Source organism: Nocardioides nematodiphilus (assembly GCF_020216525.1).
GTDB classification, from domain to species: domain Bacteria; phylum Actinomycetota; class Actinomycetes; order Propionibacteriales; family Nocardioidaceae; genus Nocardioides; species Nocardioides nematodiphilus.
Genome location: NZ_JAIWOY010000001.1, coordinates 181,844 through 206,601, shown reverse-complemented (window position 1 = coordinate 206,601; position 24,758 = coordinate 181,844). Strand labels below are relative to the sequence as shown.

Genomic DNA, 24,758 nt, shown 5'->3' with positions numbered 1-24,758 from the left:
GGAGATCTCTCCGGCGGGCTCGACGTGGTTGTTCTGTGTGTCGCTCGCTACGCCTTGCCCTGGTTCGCGACGGCGAGAGCAGCGGCCTCGGCGGCCTCGGGGTCGAGGTACTCACCGCCGGCGACGGTCGGCTTGAGGTCGTCGTCGAGGCGGTAGACCAAGGGCTGGCCGGTCGGGATGTTGAGGCCGGCGACGGCCTCGTCCGACATGCCGTCGAGGTGCTTCACCAACGCGCGCAGGCTGTTGCCGTGGGCGGTGACGAGGACCGTCCTGCCGGCCTTGAGGTCGGCGGCGATCTCCTGCTCCCAGTACGGGATCAGGCGCTCGACGACGTCCTTGAGGCACTCGGTCGCGGGGACCTCGATGTCGGCGTAGCGGACGTCATGGGCCTGGGAGAACTCGTCGTCGGGGTCGATCGGCGGCGGCGGGACGTCGTACGAGCGGCGCCAGAGGTTGAACTGCTCCTCGCCGAACTTCTGCAGCGTCTCGGACTTGTTCTTGCCCTGCAGTGCACCGTAGTGGCGCTCGTTGAGGCGCCAGTCGCGCTTCACCGGGATCCAGTGGCGGTCGGCCTCATCGAGGGTGAGCGCGGCGGTGTTGATCGCGCGGCGCAGCAGGGAGGTGTGGACCACGTCGGGCAGCTCTACCTTGCCGTCGGCGGCGGCCTGGGCGAGCAGCGTGCCGCCGTTGACGGCCTCCGCGCGGCCCTTGTCGCTCAGCGGGACGTCGACCCAGCCGGTGGAGAGGTTGAGCGCGTTCCACTCGCTCTCGCCGTGGCGGAGCAGGATCAGGGTCGCAGCCATCACTCGGCCGCGGTCGTCGCGTCGGGGAAGGAGCAGTCGTACGGGGCGCTCGCGGCGCTGGACGCGGTGCTGTCCGGCTCCGCGCTGGGGGACGCGGACGCGGTCGCCTTGCCGCCGGCCTTCTTGCCGCCGGCCTGCGGCGCGACGTCGGCGAACTCGTGGCACTGGGTCACGACAGGGGTCTGGATCGAGATCTTCTCGCCGTCGCTGAAGGTCAGCGTAAGCGGGATGGACGAGCCGGCCTTGAAGTCGCCGGTGACCGGGATGCCGCCGATGCTCGGGTCGGCGAGGTTGACCGCTCCGGTGTCACCGACGGCGACCGGCTTGAAGTCGCCGGCCTGGACGTCGTAGTCGCTGTCGCCCCGCGCGCTCAGACCGGTGAGGGTCGGCGCGTTGGCGGCGTCGGTCGCGGCGTTGGCGGTCGGGTTGAGCGCGATCGTCGCGATGAAGACGCCGGCGTGGCTGTCGGCCGCGACGATGCGGGTGGCGAGCACGCGCATGCCGTCGCCATCGACGTGGAAGCCGCCGTGGGCGATCACGTTCGGTCGGTCGGTCGCGTAGTCGAACCCGCAGGAGCTCAGCACCGGTGCGCCGAGGGTCACCAGGCCGGCGGCGAGGGCGAGCTTGCGTCGAAGAGGCGTCGTCACGGCCGCCATGTTAGCGGCCGAAGGTCCTGCTGTGCTCCCCAGGGAGGGTCTTGGACGGGCCGCGGGCGCAAATCACACCGGGGCGGGGCCCGATCAGCGGCGCAGGCCCAGCTCGTAGGCGACGACGAGCAGCCCCGCGGTGACGGCGGCGAGGTAGACGGAGACGACGATCAGCAGCCGGGTGGCGCCCAGGCGCAGGCCGAGTCGCAGCGGCAGGTAGGTCCAGCCGTCGGCGTTGTCGGAGACCAGCCCCCACAGGGCGGTCAGGAAGTGCACGCCGACGCCGAGCAGGGCGCTGAGCCCGACGAGCGCGGGCTGCGGCTCTCCGCCGTGGCTGCCGCCGCCCCAGCCGCCGTACGAGAGGAATGCCGGGTAGAGCGCGAAGGAGGCCGCCCACGGCAGGAAGGAGAGCGGGCCGCGTCGCAGCACGACGTTGCCGATCATCGCGATGGCGAGCGAGCCGAGGTAGCACAGGCCCGCGGTGACGCCGTGGGCGATCGCGAGCGGTACGACGAGCAGGACCGCGCAGCACAGCGCGAACCAGACCGTGTCGGGGGCCAGTCGGCCGTCGGCGATCGGCTTGCCGGTGCGCTCGTGGGCACGGTCGGCGAGCTGGTCGACGAGGTCGTTGTGCCAGCCGAGGACCACCTGCCCGACCAGCACGGTGCCGAGGACGAGCAGCAGCTCGCGGTCGGGTCGGCCGTCGAGCGCTGCGGCCCCCGCGAGCAGGACGGCCGTGAGCACCGCCTGCCGCGGGTGCGCGGCCCGGGCCAGCAGGAACGGCGACCAGTCCCGGATCCGACGCGACTTCGACATGCGGGCAGTATCCCGAACCGGTCAGGCGACAGGAAGGTTAAGAGGGCGTGTCGAACGCCTCGTTTGGGGCACCCCCACGGTCCCGGGCACAGGCCTAGTCGATCTGTCAAGGCGTCCTCATGGCCTCTGACCTGGGAAAACGCGAAATCACTCAGATCCGGAACGTGGTAGACTTGGTGGTCTAGGAAGGGGTACCTGACACATGACTTTCACCGTCGGCGAGACCGTCGTCTATCCGAACCACGGGGCCGCTGTCATCGAGGACATCGAGATGCGGACCATCAAGGGCGAGGAGCGACAGTACCTCGTGCTGAGGATCATCGCTCAGCAGGACCTGGTCGTCCGGGTTCCGGCCAACAACCTCGACCTCGTCGGAGTGCGTGACGTGGTGGACCGCGATGGTCTCGACCGCGTCTTCGAGATCCTTCGCGCTGCTCACGTGGAGGAGCCGACCAACTGGTCGCGCCGATACAAGGCCAACCTCGAGAAGCTGCACTCGGGAGACGTCAACAAGGTCGCCGAGGTCGTGCGTGACCTCTGGCGTCGCGAGCGGGACCGTGGCCTGTCGGCCGGCGAGAAGCGCATGCTCGCCAAGGCCCGCCAGATCCTGGTCTCCGAGCTCGCCCTGTGCGAGCACACGAACGAGGACAAGGCCGAGGCCCTCCTCGACGAGGTGCTGGCGTCCTGAACGACGCACCATCAGCGCTGGGAGCCGTGGTCGAGTCCGACCGCGGCTCCTTGCCGTTCGCGCTCATTCACGGTGAGCCCCTGATCGCCTGCGCGACCTGGGCGCTCGACGAGGCCGGGGTCACCGCGACCGACCTCACCGTGCCCTGGTCAGCGGTCGTCGAGGCCTCGGGTGAGAGCGGGGAGGCGTACGTCCTGCATGACCCGCTGTGCCCGATGACGCCGGCGGCCTTCATCGCCGCGTGCGTGCGGACCGCCGTCGAGCGCGACGCCGTCGTGGTCGCGGTCCGGCCCGTGACCGACACGGTCAAGACCGTCGAGGACGGGCTGGTGGGCGACACCCTCGACCGCGATGCGCTGGTCGAGGTCGCTTCGCCGATCGTGCTGCCCGCGTCGGTCGTCGTGGCCCTCGAGTCGGCACCCGGCGGCGACTTCGCCGAGCTGGCCGCCGCCCTGGCGGCCCGCTATCCGGTGATCTCCGTGGTCGCTCCGCCGGAGGCGCGTCGCGTCGCCGACCCGGACGACGTACGCGTCCTCGAGGCGCTGACAGCCCGATAGCCCGCGACGAGGCAGCCGGCTCGGCGTGCTCTAGCCGAGTGCCTCGGCGACGGCGATGTCCTCCGGGAACGTCACCTTCAGGTTGAGCCGCGTCGACGCCACGGCCGCGATCCGTACGCTGCCGTAGCGCTCCAGGCAGCCGGCCGTGTCGGTGAACTCGCTGCCGTCGGCGGCGGCGGAGCGGTAGGCCGCCAGCAGGTCGGGAGCGCGGAAGGACTGCGGGGTCTGCACCCCGACCAGCGTGCCGTCCACCGGGGCGAGCGCCGTGGTCAGCAGGTGGCCCATCGGGGCGGCCGGAATGGCCCCGCCATGCTCGCGGGCGGCTTCGAACGTGGCCTCGTAGAGAAGTGCCGAAGCCAGCGGGCGCGCACTGTCGTGGATCGCGACGACGTCGATCGCGCCGCTCTCGATGTCGGCGGCGAGCACCTGGATCGCCTGCCACTCGGACTGGTGCCGGGTGGTGCCGCCGGCCACGACGGCGACCTCGCGCTCGCCGAGCAGCGGGACGACCGCCTCAGCGACCGCCGCCTGCTCCCCGGGTCGCACGACCAGGACGATCCGGGCGACGCCCGCCACCTCCAGCGCGGTGGCCATCGAGCGACCGAGGACCGTGGTCGGGCCCAGCGGGAGCAGCACCTTGTTCAACCCGGCGCCGACGCGGGAGCCCGAGCCTCCGGCCAGCAGCACGATCGCAGCGCTCACCGCGCGGCCCCTGGGGTGCCCTGCGGGGTGCTCTGTGGGGTGCTCTCTGGGGCGGTCTCGCGGACGATGAGCGCGGTCGCGATCGCGGCCAGCCCCTCGCCGCGACCGGTCAGGCCGAGCCCGTCGGTGGTGGTCGCGCTGATCGTGACCGGTGCGCCGAGCGCCGCCCCGAGCGCGGCCTGGGCCTCCGCGCGGCGCGGACCGATCTTGGGCACGTTCCCGATCACCTGGATGGCGACGTTGCCGATCGCGAAGCCCGCCTCCCGTACGCGGCGTGCGGTCTCGGCCAGGAGGGTCGTGCCGGCCGCACCGGCCCACTGCGGCTCGGCGGTGCCGAAGTGGGCGCCGAGGTCGCCGAGCCCGGCAGCGGAGAGGAGTGCGTCACACGCCGCGTGCGCCGCGACATCGCCGTCCGAGTGCCCCTCCAGGCCTACCGGGGAGTCCGGCCAGGCCAGGCCGGCGACGTGCATGGGCACGCCCGGCGCGAGACGGTGGACGTCGGTTCCGATCCCGATCAGTGGCAGCTGCACGCTCTGATCATGCCGGACTCAGGCCGGACTCAGAATCACGGGGGAGACTAGCCAGGTGAGCGCGAACGGGCGGACCGCGGGTTGGTTGTGGCCCCTCGCCGGGCTGGTCTCGGGGGGAGCCGGGCTCGGCACCAGCTGGCTGGCGTCGAACGCGCTGCACGTACGCGCCTGGCCGCTGGTCGCGGTGGCCGAATGGGTCATCCGGCACACCCCGGGCGGCGTGGCCGAGACCGCCATCCAGCGGCTCGGCCACCACGACAAGCCGGTCCTCGTCGCCGTCATCCTGGCACTGCTCGCCCTGCTCTTCGCGGGCCTCGGCGCGGCCGGACGGCGGACATGGTGGATCCCGCTCATCGGCTTCCTGGTGCTCGCCGTGATCGGGGGCCTGGCCGTCGCCGACGAGCGTGCGCAGGGCGGCCACGGGCAGATCGCGGTGATCGTCGGCCTCGTCACGTGGATGGGGGCGTGGGTCTTCCTCCTGCCTGAGGACGGACGAGAGCCCGCGGCTGATCGCCGGGCGTTGCTGCGGATCGGGCTGGTCGCGGGCGCCGCGGTCGTCGTGGGCGTGGCCGCGCCCTACGTCGGGCGGGGGCGACGGGCCGTCGATCAGGCCCGTACGCGGCTGCGGCTGAGCGGCGTGACCCGGCCGGTCGCGCCGAGCGGGGCCGACCTCGGGCTCGCGCAGCCATGGGCCACGCCGACCGGCCGGTTCTACCGGATCGACACCACGCTGTCGCCGCCCGCGGTGGACCCGGCGCACTGGCGATTGCGGATCCACGGTCAGGTCGAGCGCGAGCTGACGCTCACGTTCGAGGAGCTGCTCGCCCGCCAGCGCACGCAGGCCTGGATCACGCTCAACTGTGTCTCCAACCCGGTCGGCGGCGACCTGATCGGCAACGCTTGGTGGAGTGGCGTGCTGCTGAAGAGCCTGCTCGCCGAGGCCGGCGTGAAGCCGGGCGCCGACGCGGTCCTGCAGACCAGCGCCGACGGCTGGACGTGCGGCACCCCACTCGACGCGCTGACCGACGACCGTGGCGCGATGCTGGCGGTGGCGATGAACGGAGAGCCGCTGCCCATCGACCACGGCTTCCCCGTCCGGACCGTCGTGCCGGGGCTGTACGGCTACGTCAGCGCGTGCAAATGGGTCGTCGACCTCGAGGTCACCACCATCGACAAGGCGGTCGGGTACTGGATCCCGCTCGGCTGGGCCGTCGAGGGGCCGGTCAAGCTGGCCAGCCGGATCGATCGTCCGACGTCGGGCGAGGTGGTCCAGACCGGTGACTACACGATCGCCGGAGTCGCCTGGCAGCAGGAGACCGGCATCGTCAAGGTCGAGGTCTCCGTCGACGGCGGCTCGTGGGTCCAGGCCGAGCTCGGGAAGGTGCCGAGCGACGCGACCTGGGTGCAGTGGCGGGCCGTCGTACCGCTCACCAAGGGGCACCACCAGGTGCAGGTCCGCGCGGTCAACGCGCGCGGCGAGACCCAGACGCCCGTACGGCGCGACGTGGTGCCGGACGGTGCCACCGGCTGGCACCGGGTGGATTTCGAGGCGTCGTAAACGACGCTCCGCGCGGCGAGTTACGGGTGTGATTCATCACACATCCCGGGGGTCAACTCGTCATGCCCCGGGGTCGAAGACGTCGGCATGAACAGCTCCCTCCCCATCATCCCCCAGCCCCGACGTCCGCACGGCGAAACCGCCCTCTCCCGTGAGCACGTGCTGCGGCTGGGTCGCCTCAGCGCCGCCGTCGTCACCGCCGGCATGCTCCTCGCCGTCGCTCCCGCCGGCGCCGACGCCGCCCCCGGTCACCGGGGGCATCACCAGGCGCATCACGCGGGTCACCAGAAGAAGGCCCGCGTCGCCGCGTTCGTCGATGCCCGCGGCGATGTCGCCACCTCCCGCTCGCTGCTGCGCCGCCTGCCCGGCGCCGGTCGTCGTACGGTCACCGCCGACGGCGCCGCCGCAGGCGACGCCGACCTGACCGGCGCCACCGTCACCCGCGACGGCAGCGACCTCGAGATCAGCTACGACACCGCTCGCGACTTCACCGGCGAGCAGGGGCTGATGGTGCCCGGCCTGGTCGACCTGAGCGCCACCGAGGCCTACCACCTGGCGATCCACGCGGCAGGCGGCGCCACCGTGTACAGCGCCACGGGCACCATGTCGGGCGACGGGACCTTCGCCAGCGACGACGCCACCATGGACGCCGACGGCTCGGTCGCCTTCACCGTGCCGGTCGCAGCGCTCCCCAAGGGTGGCCAGCTGCACGTCGAGGTCAGCACCGACCTCGCCATGAACGCCGCGGTGCTGGGCGACCTCGTCTCCGCGAACGTCGCCGGCCACCTCACCGACACGCTCGACTTCGGCTACCGCCTCGGCAGCTGACTCACCCCTTCCCTCCCTCCAGGCCCCGGCCCTCCGCGTCCCCCCACTGGCGGAGTGCCGGGGCCGTCCTACGCGTCCGCCCGTGGGTCGGCCTCGGGGCCCGCCGTCGCGTGGGCTTCGGCGTTTCCGCGACTGCTGGCAGAATCGGCGGGTGACCCCGACCCGATCGACGCTGCGCATCTATGACAGCGCGGCCCGCGAAGTGCGTGACTTCGTGCCCCTCGTGGCCGGCAAGGCGTCCCTCTACGTCTGCGGTCTCACCGTCCAGTCCGAGCCGCATGTCGGCCACGTCCGCTCCGGCGTGAACTTCGACGTCCTGCAGCGCTGGCTACGGCACTCGGGCTACGAGACCACGTTCATCCGCAACGTCACCGACATCGACGACAAGATCGTCGCGAAGTCCGAGGCCGCCGGCCGCGCCTGGTACGAGCACGCGCAGATCATGCACCGCGAGCTGTCGAAGGCGTACGCAGCCCTCAACGTCGCTCCGCCGACGTACGAGCCGCTGGCCACCGGGCACATCCCGGAGATGCTCGAGCTGATCGAGCTCCTCATCGAGCGCGGACACGCGTACGCCGCTGCGGACGGCTCGGGCGACGTCTACTTCGACGTCCGCTCCTGGAAGGCGTACGGCGAGCTGACCGGCCAGGCCGTCGAGGACATGGAGGCGGCCGCCGACGCCGACCCGCGTGGCAAGCGCGACCCCCGTGACTTCGCGCTGTGGAAGGGCGCCAAGCCCACCGAGCCGGCGACCGCGAGCTGGCCGAGCCCGTGGGGCCGCGGCCGCCCGGGCTGGCACATCGAGTGCTCGGCGATGGCGGGCAAGTACCTCGGCCCGGCCTTCGACATCCACGGCGGCGGCCTCGACCTGCGCTTCCCCCACCACGAGAACGAGCAGGCCCAGTCGCGTGCGGCCGGCAAGCCGTTCGCGGCGTACTGGATGCACAACGCCTGGATCACCACCGCCGGCGAGAAGATGTCGAAGTCGCTGGGCAACTCCCTCACGATCCCCTCCGTGCTGCAGCGGTTCCGCGGGATCGAGCTGCGCTACTACCTGGTGTCGGCGCACTACCGCTCGCACGTGGAGTTCTCGTTCGACGCGCTCGAGGAGGCAGCGGTCGGGTTCCAGCGGATCGAGGGCTTCCTCGCCCGCGCGTCGGCGGCCCTCGGCGCGGACCAGGGCTGGCTCGCGACGATGCCGCCGGAGTTCACCGACGCGATGAACGACGACCTCGGCACGCCCGGCGCGGTCGCGGTCCTCTTCGACCGCGTTCGTGAAGGCAACACCGCGCTCGCCGGCAACGACACCGCCAGCGTGCAACGCATCCTGGGCGAGGTGACCCTGATGCTCGACGTCCTCGGTCTCAACCCTGCGGACGAGGCGTGGGGTGCGCCTGCAGGAGGGGACGAGAAGCTGCATCACGCGGTGGACGTCCTCGTGAAGAGCTTGATCGACCAGCGCGCAGCCGCGCGCGAGGCGAAGGACTGGGCAGCCGCGGACGCGATCCGCGACCAGCTCAAGGAGGCGGGCGTCGAGATCGCCGACTCGCCTTCCGGACCGACTTGGAGTGTGAACTGACATGGCCGGAAACAGCCAGCGACGCGGCGCCATCGCGAAGAGCAAGAAGGGCGCCACCATCGGCTCCGGCGGCAAGCCCCGGCGCTCGCTCGAGGGCCGCGGCCCGACGCCGAAGGCCGAGGACCGCGAGTACCACAAGGCGTACAAGAACAAGCAGCTCGCCGAGCGGGCCGCCGCCAAGCGCGGCGGCGCTCGTACGGGTGGTCGTACCCCCGCGGGCAGCCGCAAGCGTGCCGCCGGCGACGCCGAGTGGATCATCGGGCGCAACGCGGTCGTCGAGGCACTGCGCGAGGGCGTGCCGGTCAACTCCGTCTACGTCGCCGAGGGCGCCGAGCGCGACGGCCGGCTGCGCGAGGCCTTCGGCCTCGCCGCCGAGCTGGGCGTCGGCCTGCTCGAGGTGCCCAAGCCCGAGCTCGACCGCCTCACCGGCTTCAACGGCCACCAGGGTCTCGCCGCGCGCGTCCCGGCGTACGAGTACGCCCACCCGGCCGATCTGCTCGACCGCGCCGCCGACATGGCCCAGGACGCCCTGATCGTCGTCGTCGACCACGTCACGGACCCGCGCAACCTCGGGGCGGTCATCCGCTCCGCGGCCGCCTTCGGCGCCCACGGCGTCGTCGTGGCCGACCGTCGCGCCGCCGGCGTCACCGCCGCCGCGTGGAAGACCTCGGCCGGCGCCGCAGCCCGCATCCCGGTCGCGCAGGCCGTCAACGTGACCCGCGTGATCAAGGAGTACCAGGACGCCGGCTGCCAGGTCGTCGGCCTGGACATGGGCGGTGACCTCGAGCTGCGCGACATCGGCCAGGTCGCCGACGGTCCGCTGGTCGTCGTGGTCGGCGCCGAGGGCGGCGGTCTGTCGCGCCTGGTCGCGGCCACCTGCGACCGGATCGTCTCGATCCCGATGGCCAACGCCGTCGAGTCCCTCAACGCCGGAGTCGCGGCGTCGGTGACGCTCTACGCGATCGCCGAGGCGCGCACCGCGCGCTGAGCATGCACGCTGACACACGGCGCCGCCTCCTCCGTATCGCGGCGGGCGGCGCCGTGTGGCTCGTCGTCTCCACCCTCGCCGCGCTCGCCCTGTTCCTCGGCAGCAGCGCCGAGATCACGCTCGCCTCGCACGACGCCGAGCTGCGCCCGACCCTGACCTGGTCGGGGCCGGGCGAGGTCGTCGTGCACACCGGTCCGGTGCTGCCCGACGTACGGATGCCGGCGCCGGGTCGCGTCGGCGTCGACGTCACGCTCGGCAAGACCGACGCCACCACCACTGCCGCTCTGGTGAAGCGCTACGCCGTCCTGGCCGGCGCGCCGGAGGGCCAGATCGCCAAGGTGACCTCTGCGGTGACCGGGCTCGCGATCCGCGCCGTGCTGCGCGGGCTGGTCCTCGGCGCCGTGCCGGTGCTGGTGTGGCTCCTGGTCGGGGCCGCCCGCAGTCAGGAGCTGCTGCGTCGCGCCCGGCGCCCGGAGGGACTGGTCGTCTTCGGTGCCGTCGCGGCGCTGCTGCTCGCGCTGTGGCAGCCGGGGACCGCCGACGACGAGGCGCCGGTCGGCGCCGCGAGCTGGATCTCGCTGCGGGACTTCCTGGGCACCGTGCCGATGCCCGCCGACCTGGCCGACCTCGAGGTGCGCGGCGACGTCACCACCGCGGAGACGCGGCGCCTGATCGCAAGCGCGATCAGCACGTACGACAGCAGCAAGGTCTTCTACTCGACCGCCGCGGCGAGCGCCGCCGGGCTCCCGCTGCGCAAGCCGGGAGCCGGCGAGACGGTCGCCGTGCTGGTCGCGGACCGGCACGACAACATCGGCATGGACGCGGTCGCCCGCGCGGTCGGGGACGCCGCCGGGGCGACGAGCGTCCTCGACGCCGGCGACGACACGTCGACCGGGTCGAGCTGGGAGGCGTTCTCGCTGGACTCCCTGGACGAGGCGTTCGACGGGTACGACGACCGCTGGGCCATCGCCGGCAACCACGACCACGGGTCCTTCGTGGCCGGCTACCTGGCCGATCGCGGCTGGTCCGAGCTCGATGGCGACGTCGTGGACGGGCCGGGCGGATCGACGCTCGCCGGGGTCGCCGACCCGCGCTCGAGCGGCCTGGGCAACTGGCGCGACGAGACGGGCCTCAGCTTCAGCGAGGTCGAGCAGCACATCGCCGACGACGTCTGCGCCGCCGACGAGCGGGTGGCGACCCTGATGGTCCACGACGCCAACCTCGGGCGCGAGGCCCTGCGCCGGGGCTGCGTCGACCTCGTCGTCGCGGGCCACCTGCACCTGCAGGTCGGCCCGGACAAGGTGGTCGGCGCCAACGGCCGGACCGGCTGGAGCTACACCACCGGCACCACCGGCGGAGCCGCGTACGCCTTCGCGCTCGGCAGCAAGCCGCGCCGTGAGGCGGAGATCTCGCTGATCACCTACGCCGGCGGGCGCCCGGTCGGGATCCAGCCGGTGCGGCTGGAGACCAACGGCACCTTCGTCGTCGACGCCTGGATCCCGCTGACGTACGGCCCCGCCAGCGAGGGTGACCGGTCGCCTACTCCACCGGTCCGGTGATCGCCTCTTCGGGACGCTCCGGGAGGATCGCGCCCATGTAGTCGCCCGCCGCGTCGAGCAGCTTGACGCTGTGACCGGCCTGCTCGGAGAGGAACCAGCGGTGCACCAGGATCTCGTGGAACACCTCGGCCGGCTCCAGCTTGCTGCGGAAGTCGTCGGGGATCATCGCGACGATCGGCTCGTAGATCTCCTTCATCCAGCGCTGCGAGACGACCTCGCGGGGGAGTCCGCCCAGGTCGCGTGAGGCCGTGTAGGCGGCGATGTCGTTGAGCATGCGGCGGGCCTGGGCGTCCTCGGCCTGGATGCCGGTGAGGCCACGCAGCGTACGGCTGTGGTGACCGGCCTCGACGACCCGTGGACGCAGCCGGACGGTGTCGCCGTCGTAGTCGGTGACGATGTCGAGCTCCTCGACGTCGAAGCCGAGGTCGTTGAGCCGCTCGATCCGCTGCTCGATCTGCCACATCTCGTGGGCCGGGAAGCGGGTCTCGGCGGTGAGCTCCTCCCACAGCGCGCCGTAGCGCTGGTGCAGTCGGGTGTGGACGGCGTCGACCGGGAAGTCGTCGGGCAGTGCCCCGCTGGCGATGAGGTCGAGGATCTCGGCATAGACGTTCTCGCCGGCCACGGTGAGGTCGTACTCGCGCAGCTGGTCCGACAGCGACGGCTTGAGCTCACCGGTCTCGGCGTCGACCAGGTAGGCGGCGAAGCCGCCCGCGTCGCGGCGGAAGAGGACGTTGGAGAGCGAGACGTCGCCCCAGTAGAAGTCGGCCAGGTGCAGGCGCACCAGCAGGACGACCAGGGCGTCGATCAGCGTCGGGAGGGACTCGGCGGTCAGGCCGTGCTCGAAGAGGCTCCGGTACGGCAGCGAGAAACGCAGGTGCTCGGTCATCAGCGCGGCGGGCAGCTCCTCGCCGTTCTCGTCGGTGCGGCCGGTGACGACGCCCTGGGGGACCACCGACGGCAGTCCCATGCGCTGCAGCTCGCGCAGCATCTTGTACTCCCGGAACGCGATCGGCTCCTGCGTCTCCTTGACCGCGTAGATGCGGTGGCCGAGCCGGACGATGCGCACGACGTGCCGCGACAGACCCCGCGCGAGGGGCACGACGAACTCCGTCGACCACTCCTCCAGAGGCGTCGACCAGGGCAGCGTCACGATCGCCGGATCGGGACGGCTGGCGACGATGCGCAATGCCATGGGGGAACCCTAGCGAGCCGCCGCCCGATGCGCGGCCCGGGTGGATCGGGTGGATCGGATCGTCGGGGTCAGAGGGCGCGGACCTCCAGCCACGCCGTGTCCCGGGACCCGGTGGTGAGAAGGGTGGTGGTGCCGAGGTCCGGTACGGGATCCGGGCCGGAGGTGCGGCGAGCGACGACCACGAGGGTCTCCTCGTCGTGCTCACGCAGGTAGGCGATCGCGTCGTCGTCCGCGTAGGCCCAGCGCAGCGACCCGCCGGTGAGCGCGGGGTGCTCGGCGCGCAGGCGCGCGAGGGCGCCGTACGTCTCGAGGGTGGCGGTGTCCCAGGCGTCCCGGCTCGCCCAGGGCATGGTGCGGCGGCCGTCCTCGCCGAGGACGCCCTCGAGACCGATCTCGTCGCCCGCGAAGACCATCGGCACGCCGGGGAGGGTGAACTGCAGGCCGGCGGCGACCCGGTGGACCGCGGGGTCGCGTACGAGGGTGCGGATCCGGGCGGAGTCGTGCGAGGACAAGATGTTCCAGGACTGCTGCGCCGCCCGCCAGCCGTACCTCGCCCGCCACTCCTGGAGTGCTGTGACCAGTGCCGTGCCGGGGCGCCGGGGGACGGCGACCGGGCGACCGAAGGGCCGCGCATCGGTCTGCTCGGCGCGCAGCCACGACCAGACCGGCCAGGAGAAGCCGGAGTAGTTCATCGTGCCGTGCCAGCCGTCGCCGTCGATGTCGCCGGACGCGTCGTGGTTGTGCTCGCCGATCACCCACGCCTCGGGGTTGACCGTCGTGGCGGTGGTCCGGATCGTGCGGGCGACGTCGTGGTTGACGTCGACGGAGCCGAGCCGTCCGCTCATGTTCGCGACGTCGATGCGCCAGCCGTCGAGCGAGTACGGCGCCCGCAGCCAGCGCGCCACGGTCGAGTCCGGTCCCTCGGTCATGGCCAGCCGCATCGCCGGATCGGTGTGGTTCAGCTTCGGCAGCGTGTCGTAGCCCATCCAGCACTCGTAGGAGCCGTCCGGGTGGAAGTAGTACCAGCCGCGGGTGGGCCCGCCGTCGCTCGCCTGCTGGAACCACTCGTGGGTGTCGCCGGTGTGGTTGGCGGTGAGGTCGCCGAGCAGGCGCCAGCCCCGCTCATGGACGGCCTCCGAGAGCCGGACGTACGCCTCGTCGCCGCCGAGCAGCGGGTCGATCGCGTCGAACGTGGAGGCGTTGTAGCGGTGGTTGCTCTCGCCCGGGAAGACGGGCGTGAGGTAGACGGTCGCGCGCTCTCCTGCCACCGCGGCGATGTGGTCGAGGTGGTCGACGATGCCGTCCAGGTCGCCGCCGTAGTAGCCGAGCCAGGTGCGGTCGTCGGTGCCCTCGTAGGAGGGCAGCGAGTCCCACTCCTGGGGCTTGGCCCAGCCGGGGATGGGCCGGGCGTCGGCCGCCGCGCTGCGGGCGAACCGGTCGGGGAAGATCTGGTAGACGACGGTGTCGGCGGTCCACTCCGGTGCGGCGTGGTGGACGCTGAGGCGGAAGTCGAAGGTGTCGCTCGGGTCGTGGTCGACGGTGCCGTTGGCGCTCACCCACCGCTGGCCACCGTCGGCGTCCTCGATCAGGAAGCGGTAGTGCGGGACCGGATTGTGGATCGGCAGGGCGCCCTGCCACCACCGGCTGCCGTCCTGGCGATCCACCGCGGCGCACTCGTGGAACGTCGGCTCCGCGTCGTACGTGGTCCTGAGCCAGACCCGCTGTGCCGGGTCGGAGGCGCTGACGCGCAGGCTGACGGTGACGTCCTCGCCGAGGGTGGGCGAGGGGTTGCTGACGTAGAAGGATGATCCGTCGTGATGGGGCTGCTCGAGCAGGCTCATGCAGTCATCTAACTAGGCGCTGTCTAGGATGACCATCGCTTGCGCCCGGCGCATGCACGCCGGTGTAGCTCAGTTGGTAGAGCGTCTTACTTGTAATAAGAGGGTCGCGGGTTCGATTCCTGTCACCGGCTCCAGCAGCAGACTGTCGGTCGTCCTGAGTAGCGTGGCTCCATGGCCGAGATCCTGCTGTTCCACCACGCCCGCGGCCTGACGCCGGGGGTGCTGCACTTCGCCGAGACGCTCCGCGCTGCGGGGCATGTGGTCCACACCCCCGATCTCTACGACGGCGTGACGTTCGCCGACACCGAGAGCGGTGTCGTCCATCGCAACGAGCTCGGCGAGGCGACGCTGATGCGGCGCGCGTCGGCCGCGGCGGCGGGCCTGCCCGACGGCATCGTCTACGCGGGCATGTCGATGGGCTGCGGCGTCGCGGGGTGGCTCGCGCTCGTCGCGAAGCCGGGGAGCGCGAAGGGCATGCTCTTCCTCTACGGCGCCCCCGACCCGAAGTGGTTCGAGACCGAATGGCCCGCCGATCTGCCCGCGATCGCGCTGCAGACCCTCGAGGACCCGTGGCGCGAGGCGTCCGAGGACGAGGGCTTCCGCACGGGCGTGCCCCACGGCGAGATCGTCGACTACCCCGGCGACCAGCACCTCTTCCTCGACGACAGCACGGACGAGTACGTCCCCGAGATCGCCGCCCAGGCCACCGAGCGCATCCTCGCCTGGCTGGCCGACCTCGGCTGACCGGGTTCAGCGGAGCTGCTCGACCTCGAAGCGGGTCGGTGGAGCGGCGATGTCGTCCTGCGACGCGATCAGCTCGAGCTCGCGACGGCCCGAGGCGAGCGTGCGCTCGAGGATCGCGAACATCGTGTTGGCCGTGCGCTCCAGCGCGATCGGGGTGGAGCCGGTCGCGAGCAGGTGGGCGGTGTAGAGCGCGGAGGTGACATCACCGCTGCCGTTGGGCGTGATCGGCAGGTTGGGGGTCGTCACCCGCCAGGCGCCCGTCTCGTCGACGGCCACCAGCGAGAGCGTGTTGGAGCGGTCGGTGATCACCGAGGTGACCAGCACGTTGCGCGGGCCGGTGGCGCGCACCGCGTCGATCGCGACCAGCACGTCGGCGAGCCGCGGCGTCGCCTCGGTGCCGGCGAGGAAGTTGAGCTCGAAGTGGTTCGGCGTGATCACATCGGCGTGCGGCACGACCTGGTCGCGGAGGAACTCCGGGATCCCGGGCAGCACGAACATCCCGCGGCCGACATCGCCCATCACCGGGTCGCAGGCGTAGACGGCATCGGGGTTGGCCGCCTTCACCTTGGCGACGGCGTCGAGCACGACCGCGCCGACCGCCGGGTTGCCCTGGTAGCCCGAGACCACCGCCGAGATCCCTGCGAGCGCGCCGCGCTCCTCGATCCCCGAGATCACCGCGGCCACATCGGCCGGATCCTGCACCGGCCCGCGCCACTCGCCGTACCCGGTGTGGTTGGAGAAGTTCACCGTCAGGACGGGCCACACCTCGTGCCCCAGTCGCTGCAGCGGGAAGACGGCGGCGGAGTTGCCGACATAGCCGTACGCGACGTGGGACTGGATGGAGAGCAGCTGCATGCCGCCCATCCTTCCAGGCGAGGTCAGGCGACCTGGAGCGAGCGCTTCGAGAGGCCCATCCAGAAGCCGTCGATGACCTGGATGCCCGGCTCGTCCGGCGTGGTCGCGGCCCCGAGGGTGACGAAGAGCGGCGTGTAGTGCTCGACGGTCGGGTGGGCGTACGGCATGCCGGGCGCCTGGTGCTTGTAGTCGGCCAGCGCGTCCACGTCGCCGCGGGCGAGCGCCTCGCCGGCCCAGGCGTCGAAGTCCGTCGACCAGCCGGGAGCCGGAGCGTTGAGCCGGAAGTCGGTGAGGAACGGCAGGCCGTGGGTGAGGAAGCCCGAGCCGATGATCAGCACGCCCTCGTCGCGCAGCGGCTTGAGGCGCTCGCCGAGTACCAGCAGCCGGGTCGGGTCCTGGGTCGGCAGCGACATCTGCAGCACCGGGATGTCGGCCTCGGGGAACATGATCCGCAGCGGCACCCAGGCGCCGTGGTCCAGCCCGCGGGTGGTCGACTGATGCACCGGCTCGTTGGCCGGCATCATCGCCGCGACCCGCTGCGCGAGCCAGGTGGAGTCGGGGGTGTCGTACGTCATCCGGTAGTAGCGCTCGGCGAAGCCGCCGAAGTCGTAGACCAGCGGTGCGCCCGCGGGTGCGGACAGCATCACCGGCGCCGACTCCCAGTGCGCGGACACGATCAGGATCGCCTTCGGGCGCGGCAGGTCAGAGGCCCACGCGGCGAGCTGCCCCGACCACACCGGGTCGTCGAGCAGCGGCGGCGCACCGTGGCCGATGTAGAGCGCAGGCATCCGATCCGTCATGACATCCCTAACTGATTGATCATTCAATCTATTCCCGGGCGTCAGTCGGGGAGCGACCAGTCCATCGGCGCCGCTCCCTGCGCCACCAGCAGGTCGTCGACCTGGGAGAACGGCCGCGAGCCGAAGAAGCCGCGGTGTGCCGACAGCGGAGAGGGGTGGACCGACTCCACGCACGGCACGGTGCCCAGCAACGGTCGCAGGGACTGGGCGTGTCGACCCCAGAGGACGGCCACCAGCGGACCACCCCGCGCCGCGAGCGCCTCGATGGCCGCACCGGTGACCTCCTCCCAGCCCTTGCCGGAGTGGGAGGCCGGCGCGCCGGGCCGTACGGTCAGCGCGCGGTTGAGCAGCATCACGCCCCGCTCGGACCACGCGCTCAGATCGCCGTGCTCCGGGGGCGTGACGCCGAGATCCGAGGCCAGCTCGCGGTAGATGTTGCGCAGCGACGCCGGCAGCGGCCGTACGTGTCGCTCGACAGCGAACGACAGGCCGATCGGGTGCCCCGGCGTGGGATACGGGTCCTGGCCGACGATCAGCACGCGCACCTCGGCCAGTGGGCGGCGGAACGCGGCGAAGACCCGATCGCCGTCGGGCAGGTAGGGCCGACCGAGCGCGAGCTGCTCGCGCAGGTAGACGCCGAGCGCCTCGATCCGCGGCTCCACCGGGGCCAGTGCGGCCGCCCAGTCCTCAGCCATCAACCGTCGTTCGACCAATCCCGCGAGCGTCTCCACGACCGGCACGTTAGCGTGACGACGACAACGATCCGGGTGCGTGAATGAAGGAGCAAGACATGGAGTTCGGCCTGTTCATCCCCCAGGGCTGGCGCTTCGACCTCGTCGGCATCGAGCCGGCCCAGCAGTGGGCCACGATGCGCGACCTCGTGCAGGCCGCCGACCGCAACCCCGACTGGTCGAGCGCGTGGGTGTACGACCACTTCCACACGACACCCGAGCCCTCCGACCAGGCCACCCACGAGGCGTGGGCCCTGATGGCCGCCTTCGCCGCCGCCACCGACCGGATCCGCCTGGGCCAGATGTGCACCTGCATGGCCTACCGCAACCCGGCCTACCTCGCGAAGGTCGCCGCCACGATCGACCACGTCTCCGGCGGCCGGATCGAGATGGGCATCGGTGCGGGCTGGTACGAGCACGAGTGGCGCGCCTACGGCTACGGCTTCCCCGAGCCGCGCGACCGCCTCGGCATGCTGCGCGAGGGCGTCCAGATCTTCCAGCAGGCCTGGACCCAGGGCGTCTCGTCGCTGGACGGGACGTACTACCAGGTCGACGGCGCCATCTGTCAGCCGCTGCCGCTGCAGAACGCCAAGAACGGCATCCCGCTGTGGATCGCCGGCGGCGGCGAGAAGGTCACGCTCAAGATCGCAGCGCAGTACGCCGACTACACCAACTTCGACGGCTCGCCGGAGGGCTTCGCGGCCAAGTCGGCCTTGCTGGCGGACCACTGCAAGACCCTCGGCCGCGACTTCGGCGAGATCACCCGCTCGGCGCTCTACAGCGTCTTCATCGGGGAGACCGAGAAGGACGTCCAGGACCACATCGACTGGTACACCGACCACCTCACCAAGGCGTTCGGTGAGGGCGGCGGCCCCGAGGCCGCCCGCCGGGCGACCACCCAGGGACTCGTCGGCACGCCCGAGCAGATCGTGGAGAAGCTGCAGGAGATGGAGCGGCTCGGCATGACGTACGCGATCACGTACTTCGGCGACGCCGCCTACGACCGCTCGAGCATCGAGCTCTTCGAGCAGCAGGTCATCCCCGCGATCAACGCCTGAGGTCGCGCGAGCTCTGCGAGGAGAAGCGGCGGGTCGGGTTCGCCCCGATCGCCGGCTTCTTCTGCGCGGGGCGCGCCGCGGACGCGTCGCCAACCACCTCACCCAGCACCTGGCCGGGCACCGCGTCGTGGCGGCGCATCCAGGCGTCGAGCAGCGGCCAGGAGGTCGTACGTGCGGCGCGGCCGGTGAGCATGCCGAGGTGTCCGCCGGGGACCTCGTGGAACCGCACCTCCGCGGCACTCGAGAGCAGGTCGACCAGCGGACGCACCGAGGCGCTGGGTGCGATGCCGTCGGTGGCGCCGCCGAAGACGATCACCGGGACGGTGATGTCGGCCAGCCGCACCTCGCGACCCTCGACGTCGAAGGTGCCGTCGCTGAGCTCGTTGCGGGCCAGGAACCGGTGGTAGAGCTGGCCGAACGTACGGCCCGGATAGGCGATGATCCCCTTGGTGAAGCGGTCGACCGCCTCGAGCTGCGCCAGGAAGTCGGTGTCGGCCAGATGGGTGAGCTGGGCCATCGGCTTGGTGACCATCTTCTGGGCCGCCGTCACCTGGAAGGCCCAGCGCACCAGCGGCTTCGGGGCACCGCCGAGGATGCGCACGGCACCGCCGATGATCCGGCCGTCGGTGAACTGCACGATCGGGCGCAGCGGCGCGATCAACGGCACCTGGGAGACGTCGACCGGGCTGCCGAAGATGCCCAGGGTCGCGATCGGGAGCTCGGGATGGGCGGCGGCCGAGAGCAACGCGAAGATCCCGCCGAGGCTCCAGGCGACCACGTGCACGGGACGCCCGCCCGCGTCCTCGGAGACGACCCGGATCGCGGCCGGCAGCACCTCCTCGACCCAGTGCTCCACGCCGAGGCTGCGGTTGGCGAAGGAGACCTCGCCGTACTCCACCAGGTACGTCGGGCGCCCCTCGGCGACCAGGTGCTCGACCAGCGAGCAGCCCCGGCGCAGGTCGTAGCAGCTCGAGGGTGCGGCCAGCGGCATCACCAGCAGGATCGGGTCGCCCTGCTGCGGCACGTCCTTCGCCGGCCGGTAGCGGTAGACCTCGCGCAGCACGCCCTCGTCGATGAGCGTGCGCGGCATCGGCCGGATGTCGGCGAGTCCGCCGTACAGGACCTTGTGCGCGACATTGCCCGCCGCCGAGGCGATCGCGGGGGCGGGGATGAACGACGGCAGCTTCGCGGGGAGCAACGCGGGCAGCGACACCATGCCCGGCAAACTACCTTCACCGGGGATCTCTTGCCACGGCCGTCCACGGCGGATAGGAACGGGCCATGAGACTGAAGCACGTGGTGGGGGCCGCGGGGGCAGCGGTCGGCGCCCTGGCGATCAGGGACCTGACGCAGAAGAAGCATGCGCTGCAGCGCAACTTCCCGGTCCTGGCGCACGCGCGCTACTGGCTGGAGACCATCGGTCCCGAGCTGCGCCAGTACATCGTCACCTCGAACGAGGAGGAGCGGCCCTTCAGTCGCGACCAGCGCAGCTGGATCTACGCCAGCGCGAAGGAGGAGAACAACTACTTCGGGTTCGGCACCGACGTGGACGTCGAGCACGTCCAGGGCCACGCCTACATCAAGCAGCGCACCTTCGCCTCCGAGCTGCCCGACGACCACGACAAGAGCGCCCGGCTGCCGAGCGCGAAGATCCTCGGCGGCCCGCGCGGGCGTACGCACGCCTTCCGGCCGGGCTCGGTGGTCAACATCTCCGCGATGAGCTTCGGCTCCCTGTCGGGTGCGGCGATCACCGCGCTCAACCAGGGCGCGGCGGCGGCCGGCACGCTGCACAACACCGGCGAGGGCGGCCTCTCGCCGTACCACCGCCAGGGCGCGGACCTCGTCCTCCAGATCGGTACGGCCTACTTCGGCTGCCGCGACGCGGACGGCTCCTTCGACCTCGAGCGGCTCAAGGAGACCGTCGCCTCGGCGCCGGTGAAGGCGATCGAGATCAAGCTCTCCCAGGGGGCCAAGCCCGGCCTCGGCGGTCTGCTGCCGGGCGCCAAGGTGACCGAGGAGATCGCCGCCATCCGCGGCATCCCGGTCGGCAAGGACTGCGCCTCGCCCTCGCGCCACGCCGCCTTCACCGACGTCGACTCGATGCTCGACTTCGTCGAGCTGATCGCCACCGAGACCGGCGTGCCGGTCGGGATCAAGTCGGCCGTCGGCGAGGTCGGCTTCTGGCAGGAGCTCGCCCGGCTGATGTCGCCCGGCGAGCGCGGCGTCGACTTCGTGACGATCGACGGTGGCGAGGGTGGCACGGGGGCCGCGCCGCTGACCTTCACCGACGCGGTGTCGCTGCCGTTCCGGATGGGGTTCTCCCGGGTGTACGGCACCTTCGCCGAGCTCGGCCTCACCGACCAGCTCACCTTCATCGGCTCGGGCAAGCTCGGCCTGCCGGACAACGCGGTGGTCGCCTTCGCACTGGGCGCCGACATGATCAACGTCGCCCGCGAGGCGATGCTCTCGATCGGCTGCATCCAGTCGCAGAAGTGCCACACCGACAAGTGCCCCACCGGGGTGGCCACCCAGAACGCCTGGCTCGCCCACGGACTCGACCCCACCGACAAGGGCGCGCGCGCCGCCGTCTACCTGCGGGTGCTGCGCAAGGAGCTGATGAAGGTCTCCGCCGCGGTCGGGGTCGCCCACCCCGGCCTGATCACCGCCGCTGACGTGGAGATCTTCAACGGCGACTACGAGGCCCGCTCGCTGGGCGGCGTCTACGGCTACAAGGACGGCTGGGGCGAGCTCGGCCCGCAGCTGCGCGAGGACCTGCTGAGGCTGATGAGCACGCGCAGCGAGTTCAACGAGAAACCGGTCACGGCCTAGTCGGTCGCGGGCCGGACCTTCTTGCCGTGGGAGGACGGGACGGAGGCGAGCTCGCCGAGGAACGAGGCGGCCCACGCGTCGATGTCGTTGGTGGCGACCGTCTTGCGCATCGCCTTCATCCGGCGCGTCTGCTCGCGGTGGTCGGCCTGGTAGGCCTCCAGCAGCGCGGACTTCATCCCGTTGAGGTCGTACGGGTTGACCAGCCATGCCTGCCGCAGCTCGTCGGCGGCGCCGGCGAACTCCGAGAGCACCATCGCGCCGTCGTTCTCGTACCGACAGGCGACGTACTCCTTGGCGACGAGGTTCATGCCGTCGCGGTACGGGGTGACGACCATGACGTCGGCGGCCCGGTAGAGCGCCGCCATCTCGTCGCGGGGATAGGAGGAGTGCAGGTACGAGACCGCGGGGCGACCGATCCGGCCGAGGTCGCCGTTGATCCGGCCCACCAGCCGCTCGATGTCGTCGCGGAGCACGCGGTACTCCTCCACCCGCTCGCGCGAGGGGACCGCGACCTGGACGAAGACGGCGTCGTCGACGTCGAAGTGACCCTCTGCCATCAGCTCGGAGAAGGCGCGCAGGCGCGCGTAGATGCCCTTGGTGTAGTCGAGCCGGTCGACTCCCAGGAAGATCTTGGTGGGGTTGCCGAGCGCCTCGCGGATCTCCTTGGCGCGGGCGTTGACACCCTCGGAGCGGGCCAGCTCCTCGAAGCCGGCGGCGTCGATGGAGATCGGGAAAGCGGCGGCCTTCACCGTACGACCGTCCGGGAGGTAGACCGAGTCGCGGTGCGTCTTGTGGCCCACCCGCTGGCGGACCAGGCGGATGAAGTTCTGCGCGGCGCCGGGCAGCTGGAACCCGACCACGTCGGCGCCGAGCAGGCCCTCGAGGATCTGGCGGCGCCACGGCAGCTGCTGGAAGAGCTCGGCCGGCGGGAACGGGATGTGCAGGTAGAAGCCGATCTTGAGATCGGGTCGCAGCGCTCGCAGCATCTCCGGCACGAGCTGCAGCTGGTAGTCCTGGACCCACACCGTGCCGCCGGGTGCGGTCACCTCGGCGGCCTTGTCGGCGAAGCGCTGGTTGACCGCGCGATAGGCGTCCCACCACTCCCGGTGGAACGCCGGCTTGGCGACCAGGTCGTGGTAGAGCGGCCAGATCGTGCCGTTGGAGAAGCCCTCGTAGTGGCCCTCGATCTCCTCGGCCGTCATCGACATCGGCAGCAGTCGCATGCCGTCGTCCTCGAGCGGCTCGAGATCCTGCTCGGTGCCGCCGGGCCAGCCGATCCAGACGCCATCGTTGGCCCGGAGGACGGGCTCCAGCGCGGTGACGAGCCCGCCGGGCGAGCGACGCCACGTCTTGGTCCCATCGGCCAGCTCGACACGATCGACGGGAAGACGGTTGGCGACGATGACCAGGTCGGCCTGCATGCTGTTGACCATATCGGGGTCCCAGTTCCCGCTGAGGGCGGGACTCACTCGCCCGGGTAGCGGATTCCGGTCGTGTTCCTGATCTCCTCCATCTGACGCATCAGCGTCAGGGTCTGCTCGTGGGGCACCAACGGCGACTCGAGCAGGCCGGCGCGCAGGCAGCGACCGACCTCCGCGGCCTCGTTGCCGTACCCGCGACCGAGGACGGGCTCGTCGGGCTCGATCACGACCGGCTCGAGGACGGTGTCCTCGTCGGTCCAGTCGGCCTTCTGTCCGATCGGGGTGAAGACGATCGAGCTCGGCGTGTGGAAGCCGGTGACGTCGATGCGGCCGAGCTCGGTGGCGATCGCGGCGTCGCCCGAGGACCAGGAGGTCATGGACGCGGTCATGGTGGCGAGCGCGCCGTTGTCGTACGCCCCGGTCATCGCGATGGAGAGGTCGATCGCGCCCTCCTTGCCCGACTCGGTGCCCTTGGAGACCAGCAGCTCCGCCTGGGCGGTGAGGCTGCGCGCCCGGCCGAGCATGAGGTGGGCGAAGGTGAGCGGGTAGATGCCCATGTCGAGCAGCGCCCCGCCGCCGAGGTCGGGGTTCAGCATCCGGTCGCTGGGATCGGCGTTGACGACGAAGCCCAGCTCGGCGTGGATGTGACGGGGAGTGCCGAACTCGCCGGCCGCGAGGCGCCGCTGCAGCGCGCGGATGGCAGGGTTGCACGCGGTCCACATCGCCTCCATCAGGAAGAGCCCGTGCTCCTGGGCGAGGGCGACCATCTGCTCGCTGTCGGCGATCGACAGGGTCAGCGGCTTCTCGCAGAGCACGTGCTTGCCGGCCTCGAAGCAGAGCCGGGCGTTCTCGAGGTGGAGGGAGTGCGGGGTCGCGATGTAGATGACGTCGACGTCCGGGTCGGCGGCGAGCTCCTCGTAGGAGCCGTAGGCGTGGGCCGCTCCGTACTGCTCGGCGAAGGCCTGCGCAGACTCCAGGCGGCGCGATCCGACCGCGACCAGCTCGGCGCCGGGCACCAGCGCGAGGTCGGCCGCGAAGGCGTGGGCGATCTTGCCGGTGGCGAGGATTCCCCAGCGGATCGGGGTGAGAGCGGTCTCATTGGTCACAGCGGTAACCGTAGCCCCAGAGGAAGCGCCACGCCCGCCAGAACGAATCACATGCGTGTGATTCCTCGTCTACAGTGGGCGTGTCAGAGACACGCACGAGATCGGGGGATCGACGAATGGCCGCCAGCGCCCTGCCCAACGGCGATGTGAGCAACACGCCGGGTCTGAGCGAGCGTGACCAGGACATCCTCGCCTTCGAGCGTCAGTGGTGGAAGTACGCCGGCGCCAAGGAGGCGGCTGTGCGCGAGCAGTTCGACATGTCCTCGACCCGCTACTACCAGGTGCTCAACGCCCTCATCGATCGTCCCGAGGCCCTCGAGCACGACCCCCTCCTGATACGCCGGCTGCGCCGTCTGCGCGCCGCCCGCCAGCGCCAGCGCTCCGCCCGCCGCCTCGGATTCGAGATCTGACCATGCCTGACAACCGCATCTGGATGCGTGACCAGCGCGGCATCGCCCTGCCGTCGCCCGTCGTCCTGCTGAGCATCGTCGCCGTCGCGATGGCGCTCATCGCCTTCGTCGTGACCCGCGGCGACGGTCAGGGCGAGGAGAAGGTCATCCCGACCGCCGCGGTCTCCACCTCGCCGACCGCCGCCGCGACCACGTCGGCTCCGGCCGCGCCCGCGACGCACAAGCCCGCCCCGATCAAGCGTGGCAAGGTCAACGTCGAGGTCTTCAACAACTCCCGGGTCAAGGGTCTGGCCGCCACCGTCGGCGACAAGGCCGCCAAGGCCGGCTGGAACGTCGTCGGCGCGGACAACTGGTACGGCTCGATCCCGGCCACCACGGTCTACTACCCGGCGCGGCTCAAGGGTGCGGGCAAGCAGCTCGCGCTCGACCTCGGCATCCGCCGCACGGCGCTGGCGGTCGACCCCATGAAGATGGACCGGCTGACCCTCATCCTCACCGCACCCCTCTCCTGACGTT

At 71.4% G+C, this 24,758-nt stretch carries 25 protein-coding genes and 1 tRNA gene; 13 read left to right on the top strand and 13 right to left on the bottom strand.

What is annotated here, in order from left to right; genetic code table 11:
• Positions 1 to 47: 47 nt before the first annotated feature.
• From KSO98_RS01040 to KSO98_RS01030, 3 genes are all read right to left on the bottom strand, one after another.
• Positions 48 to 803, bottom strand: coding sequence for a phosphoglyceromutase (locus KSO98_RS01040; protein ID WP_225282910.1), 756 nt, complete (start codon positions 801 to 803; stop codon positions 48 to 50).
• Positions 803 to 1,450 (bottom strand): hypothetical protein, encoded by a 648-nt coding sequence (locus tag KSO98_RS01035; protein ID WP_225282909.1) that lies wholly within the window; start codon positions 1,448 to 1,450, stop codon positions 803 to 805. The genes KSO98_RS01040 and KSO98_RS01035 overlap by 1 nt, the downstream gene beginning before the upstream one ends.
• A 93-nt stretch (positions 1,451 to 1,543) precedes the next feature.
• On the bottom strand, positions 1,544 to 2,266 hold the full coding sequence (locus tag KSO98_RS01030; RefSeq protein ID WP_225282908.1) for a UbiA family prenyltransferase: 723 nt from the start codon (positions 2,264 to 2,266) through the stop codon (positions 1,544 to 1,546).
• Positions 2,267 to 2,468: 202 nt separating this feature from the next.
• Here KSO98_RS01030 and KSO98_RS01025 point away from each other — a divergent pair, with 202 nt between their 5' ends.
• Together KSO98_RS01025 and KSO98_RS01020 are read left to right on the top strand one after the other, a co-directional pair.
• Positions 2,469 to 2,954 (top strand): CarD family transcriptional regulator, encoded by a 486-nt coding sequence (locus KSO98_RS01025; protein WP_225282907.1) that lies wholly within the window; start codon positions 2,469 to 2,471, stop codon positions 2,952 to 2,954.
• Positions 2,955 to 2,980: 26 nt separating this feature from the next.
• A complete protein-coding gene (locus tag KSO98_RS01020; protein ID WP_225282906.1) occupies positions 2,981 to 3,511 on the top strand; it encodes a 2-C-methyl-D-erythritol 4-phosphate cytidylyltransferase in 531 nt (176 codons plus the stop codon).
• Between the two features lie 30 nt (positions 3,512 to 3,541).
• On the opposite strand, the gene KSO98_RS01015 is transcribed toward KSO98_RS01020, so the two are convergent.
• Entirely contained in the window at positions 3,542 to 4,213 is a 672-nt protein-coding gene (locus KSO98_RS01015) for an IspD/TarI family cytidylyltransferase (RefSeq protein WP_225282905.1), read from the bottom strand.
• Entirely contained in the window at positions 4,210 to 4,743 is a 534-nt protein-coding gene (gene ispF / locus KSO98_RS01010) for a 2-C-methyl-D-erythritol 2,4-cyclodiphosphate synthase (protein ID WP_225282904.1), read from the bottom strand. The genes KSO98_RS01015 and ispF overlap by 4 nt, the downstream gene beginning before the upstream one ends.
• 55 nt (positions 4,744 to 4,798) lie before the next feature.
• On the opposite strand from ispF, the gene KSO98_RS01005 reads away from it, so the two are divergent.
• From KSO98_RS01005 to KSO98_RS00985, 5 genes are all read left to right on the top strand, one after another.
• Positions 4,799 to 6,301, top strand: coding sequence for a molybdopterin-dependent oxidoreductase (locus KSO98_RS01005; RefSeq protein ID WP_225282903.1), 1,503 nt, complete (start codon positions 4,799 to 4,801; stop codon positions 6,299 to 6,301).
• A gap of 87 nt (positions 6,302 to 6,388) precedes the next feature.
• Positions 6,389 to 7,129: a hypothetical protein gene (locus KSO98_RS01000; RefSeq protein WP_225282902.1), complete on the top strand. Its 741-nt coding sequence runs from the start codon at positions 6,389 to 6,391 to the stop codon at positions 7,127 to 7,129.
• 151 nt (positions 7,130 to 7,280) lie between these two features.
• Positions 7,281 to 8,708, top strand: coding sequence for a cysteine--tRNA ligase (gene cysS, locus KSO98_RS00995; RefSeq protein WP_225282901.1), 1,428 nt, complete (start codon positions 7,281 to 7,283; stop codon positions 8,706 to 8,708).
• Position 8,709: 1 nt separating this feature from the next.
• On the top strand, positions 8,710 to 9,696 hold the full coding sequence (gene rlmB / locus KSO98_RS00990) for a 23S rRNA (guanosine(2251)-2'-O)-methyltransferase RlmB (RefSeq protein ID WP_225282900.1): 987 nt from the start codon (positions 8,710 to 8,712) through the stop codon (positions 9,694 to 9,696).
• A 2-nt stretch (positions 9,697 to 9,698) separates the two neighbouring features.
• Complete coding sequence (locus KSO98_RS00985) at positions 9,699 to 11,255, top strand: metallophosphoesterase (protein WP_225282899.1); 1,557 nt, start codon at positions 9,699 to 9,701, stop codon at positions 11,253 to 11,255.
• On the opposite strand, the gene KSO98_RS00980 is transcribed toward KSO98_RS00985, so the two are convergent.
• Positions 11,236 to 12,447: a DUF4032 domain-containing protein gene (locus KSO98_RS00980; protein WP_225282898.1), complete on the bottom strand. Its 1,212-nt coding sequence runs from the start codon at positions 12,445 to 12,447 to the stop codon at positions 11,236 to 11,238. The genes KSO98_RS00985 and KSO98_RS00980 overlap by 20 nt on opposite strands.
• Before the next feature lie 68 nt (positions 12,448 to 12,515).
• Positions 12,516 to 14,288 (bottom strand): glycoside hydrolase family 13 protein, encoded by a 1,773-nt coding sequence (locus tag KSO98_RS00975; protein ID WP_225282897.1) that lies wholly within the window; start codon positions 14,286 to 14,288, stop codon positions 12,516 to 12,518.
• A gap of 58 nt (positions 14,289 to 14,346) precedes the next feature.
• Between KSO98_RS00975 and KSO98_RS00970 the strand changes: the two genes are divergently transcribed.
• Positions 14,347 to 14,422, top strand: a tRNA-Thr gene (locus KSO98_RS00970).
• 37 nt (positions 14,423 to 14,459) lie between these two features.
• Entirely contained in the window at positions 14,460 to 15,032 is a 573-nt protein-coding gene (locus KSO98_RS00965) for a dienelactone hydrolase family protein (RefSeq protein WP_225282896.1), read from the top strand.
• A gap of 6 nt (positions 15,033 to 15,038) precedes the next feature.
• On the opposite strand, the gene pdxY is transcribed toward KSO98_RS00965, so the two are convergent.
• Genes pdxY through KSO98_RS00950 form a run of 3 tightly spaced genes read right to left on the bottom strand, consistent with a single transcriptional unit; the run spans position 15,039 to position 17,382 of the window.
• Positions 15,039 to 15,887: a pyridoxal kinase PdxY gene (gene pdxY, locus KSO98_RS00960; protein ID WP_225282895.1), complete on the bottom strand. Its 849-nt coding sequence runs from the start codon at positions 15,885 to 15,887 to the stop codon at positions 15,039 to 15,041.
• Between the two features lie 23 nt (positions 15,888 to 15,910).
• Positions 15,911 to 16,687 carry a dioxygenase family protein gene (locus tag KSO98_RS00955; RefSeq protein WP_225282894.1) on the bottom strand — a complete coding sequence of 259 codons (777 nt, stop codon included), beginning with the start codon at positions 16,685 to 16,687 and terminating at the stop codon, positions 15,911 to 15,913.
• Positions 16,688 to 16,728: 41 nt separating this feature from the next.
• Complete coding sequence (locus tag KSO98_RS00950) at positions 16,729 to 17,382, bottom strand: uracil-DNA glycosylase (protein ID WP_225283417.1); 654 nt, start codon at positions 17,380 to 17,382, stop codon at positions 16,729 to 16,731.
• A 95-nt stretch (positions 17,383 to 17,477) separates the two neighbouring features.
• Here KSO98_RS00950 and KSO98_RS00945 point away from each other — a divergent pair, with 95 nt between their 5' ends.
• Positions 17,478 to 18,476 (top strand): TIGR03560 family F420-dependent LLM class oxidoreductase, encoded by a 999-nt coding sequence (locus tag KSO98_RS00945; protein WP_225282893.1) that lies wholly within the window; start codon positions 17,478 to 17,480, stop codon positions 18,474 to 18,476.
• On the opposite strand, the gene KSO98_RS00940 is transcribed toward KSO98_RS00945, so the two are convergent.
• Positions 18,466 to 19,692 (bottom strand): alpha/beta fold hydrolase, encoded by a 1,227-nt coding sequence (locus KSO98_RS00940; protein ID WP_225282892.1) that lies wholly within the window; start codon positions 19,690 to 19,692, stop codon positions 18,466 to 18,468. The two genes, KSO98_RS00945 and KSO98_RS00940, sit on opposite strands and share 11 nt — an antisense overlap.
• 65 nt (positions 19,693 to 19,757) lie before the next feature.
• Here KSO98_RS00940 and KSO98_RS00935 point away from each other — a divergent pair, with 65 nt between their 5' ends.
• On the top strand, positions 19,758 to 21,305 hold the full coding sequence (locus KSO98_RS00935) for an FMN-binding glutamate synthase family protein (RefSeq protein ID WP_225282891.1): 1,548 nt from the start codon (positions 19,758 to 19,760) through the stop codon (positions 21,303 to 21,305).
• Here the strand turns inward: KSO98_RS00935 and KSO98_RS00930 are convergent.
• On the bottom strand, positions 21,302 to 22,726 hold the full coding sequence (locus KSO98_RS00930; RefSeq protein WP_372457754.1) for an alpha,alpha-trehalose-phosphate synthase (UDP-forming): 1,425 nt from the start codon (positions 22,724 to 22,726) through the stop codon (positions 21,302 to 21,304). The two genes, KSO98_RS00935 and KSO98_RS00930, sit on opposite strands and share 4 nt — an antisense overlap.
• A gap of 44 nt (positions 22,727 to 22,770) precedes the next feature.
• On the bottom strand, positions 22,771 to 23,832 hold the full coding sequence (locus KSO98_RS00925; protein WP_225282889.1) for a Gfo/Idh/MocA family protein: 1,062 nt from the start codon (positions 23,830 to 23,832) through the stop codon (positions 22,771 to 22,773).
• Between the two features lie 116 nt (positions 23,833 to 23,948).
• On the opposite strand from KSO98_RS00925, the gene napA reads away from it, so the two are divergent.
• Positions 23,949 to 24,242, top strand: coding sequence for a nucleoid-associated protein NapA (gene napA / locus KSO98_RS00920; RefSeq protein ID WP_225282888.1), 294 nt, complete (start codon positions 23,949 to 23,951; stop codon positions 24,240 to 24,242).
• A gap of 2 nt (positions 24,243 to 24,244) precedes the next feature.
• Complete coding sequence (locus tag KSO98_RS00915) at positions 24,245 to 24,754, top strand: LytR C-terminal domain-containing protein (RefSeq protein ID WP_225282887.1); 510 nt, start codon at positions 24,245 to 24,247, stop codon at positions 24,752 to 24,754.
• Positions 24,755 to 24,758: the final 4 nt, after the last annotated feature.

Bases quoted from the DNA above. Each gene is read 5' to 3' on its own strand.
- KSO98_RS01000 (WP_225282902.1), top strand. From the start codon at position 6,389: ATGAACAGCTCCCTCCCCATCATCCCCCAGCCCCGACGTCCGCACGGC.
- KSO98_RS01030 (WP_225282908.1), bottom strand. From the start codon at position 2,266: ATGTCGAAGTCGCGTCGGATCCGGGACTGGTCGCCGTTCCTGCTGGCC.
- KSO98_RS01040 (WP_225282910.1), bottom strand. From the start codon at position 803: ATGGCTGCGACCCTGATCCTGCTCCGCCACGGCGAGAGCGAGTGGAAC.
- KSO98_RS00930 (WP_372457754.1), bottom strand. From the start codon at position 22,726: ATGCAGGCCGACCTGGTCATCGTCGCCAACCGTCTTCCCGTCGATCGT.
- KSO98_RS00950 (WP_225283417.1), bottom strand. From the start codon at position 17,382: ATGGCTGAGGACTGGGCGGCCGCACTGGCCCCGGTGGAGCCGCGGATC.
- napA (WP_225282888.1), top strand. From the start codon at position 23,949: ATGGCCGCCAGCGCCCTGCCCAACGGCGATGTGAGCAACACGCCGGGT.
- KSO98_RS00945 (WP_225282893.1), top strand. From the start codon at position 17,478: ATGGAGTTCGGCCTGTTCATCCCCCAGGGCTGGCGCTTCGACCTCGTC.
- KSO98_RS00955 (WP_225282894.1), bottom strand. From the start codon at position 16,687: ATGACGGATCGGATGCCTGCGCTCTACATCGGCCACGGTGCGCCGCCG.
- rlmB (WP_225282900.1), top strand. From the start codon at position 8,710: ATGGCCGGAAACAGCCAGCGACGCGGCGCCATCGCGAAGAGCAAGAAG.
- KSO98_RS01025 (WP_225282907.1), top strand. From the start codon at position 2,469: ATGACTTTCACCGTCGGCGAGACCGTCGTCTATCCGAACCACGGGGCC.
- KSO98_RS00915 (WP_225282887.1), top strand. From the start codon at position 24,245: ATGCCTGACAACCGCATCTGGATGCGTGACCAGCGCGGCATCGCCCTG.
- pdxY (WP_225282895.1), bottom strand. From the start codon at position 15,887: ATGCAGCTGCTCTCCATCCAGTCCCACGTCGCGTACGGCTATGTCGGC.
- KSO98_RS00965 (WP_225282896.1), top strand. From the start codon at position 14,460: ATGGCCGAGATCCTGCTGTTCCACCACGCCCGCGGCCTGACGCCGGGG.
- KSO98_RS00935 (WP_225282891.1), top strand. From the start codon at position 19,758: ATGAGACTGAAGCACGTGGTGGGGGCCGCGGGGGCAGCGGTCGGCGCC.
- KSO98_RS00975 (WP_225282897.1), bottom strand. From the start codon at position 14,288: ATGAGCCTGCTCGAGCAGCCCCATCACGACGGATCATCCTTCTACGTC.
- KSO98_RS00940 (WP_225282892.1), bottom strand. From the start codon at position 19,692: ATGGTGTCGCTGCCCGCGTTGCTCCCCGCGAAGCTGCCGTCGTTCATC.
- KSO98_RS00980 (WP_225282898.1), bottom strand. From the start codon at position 12,447: ATGGCATTGCGCATCGTCGCCAGCCGTCCCGATCCGGCGATCGTGACG.
- KSO98_RS00985 (WP_225282899.1), top strand. From the start codon at position 9,699: ATGCACGCTGACACACGGCGCCGCCTCCTCCGTATCGCGGCGGGCGGC.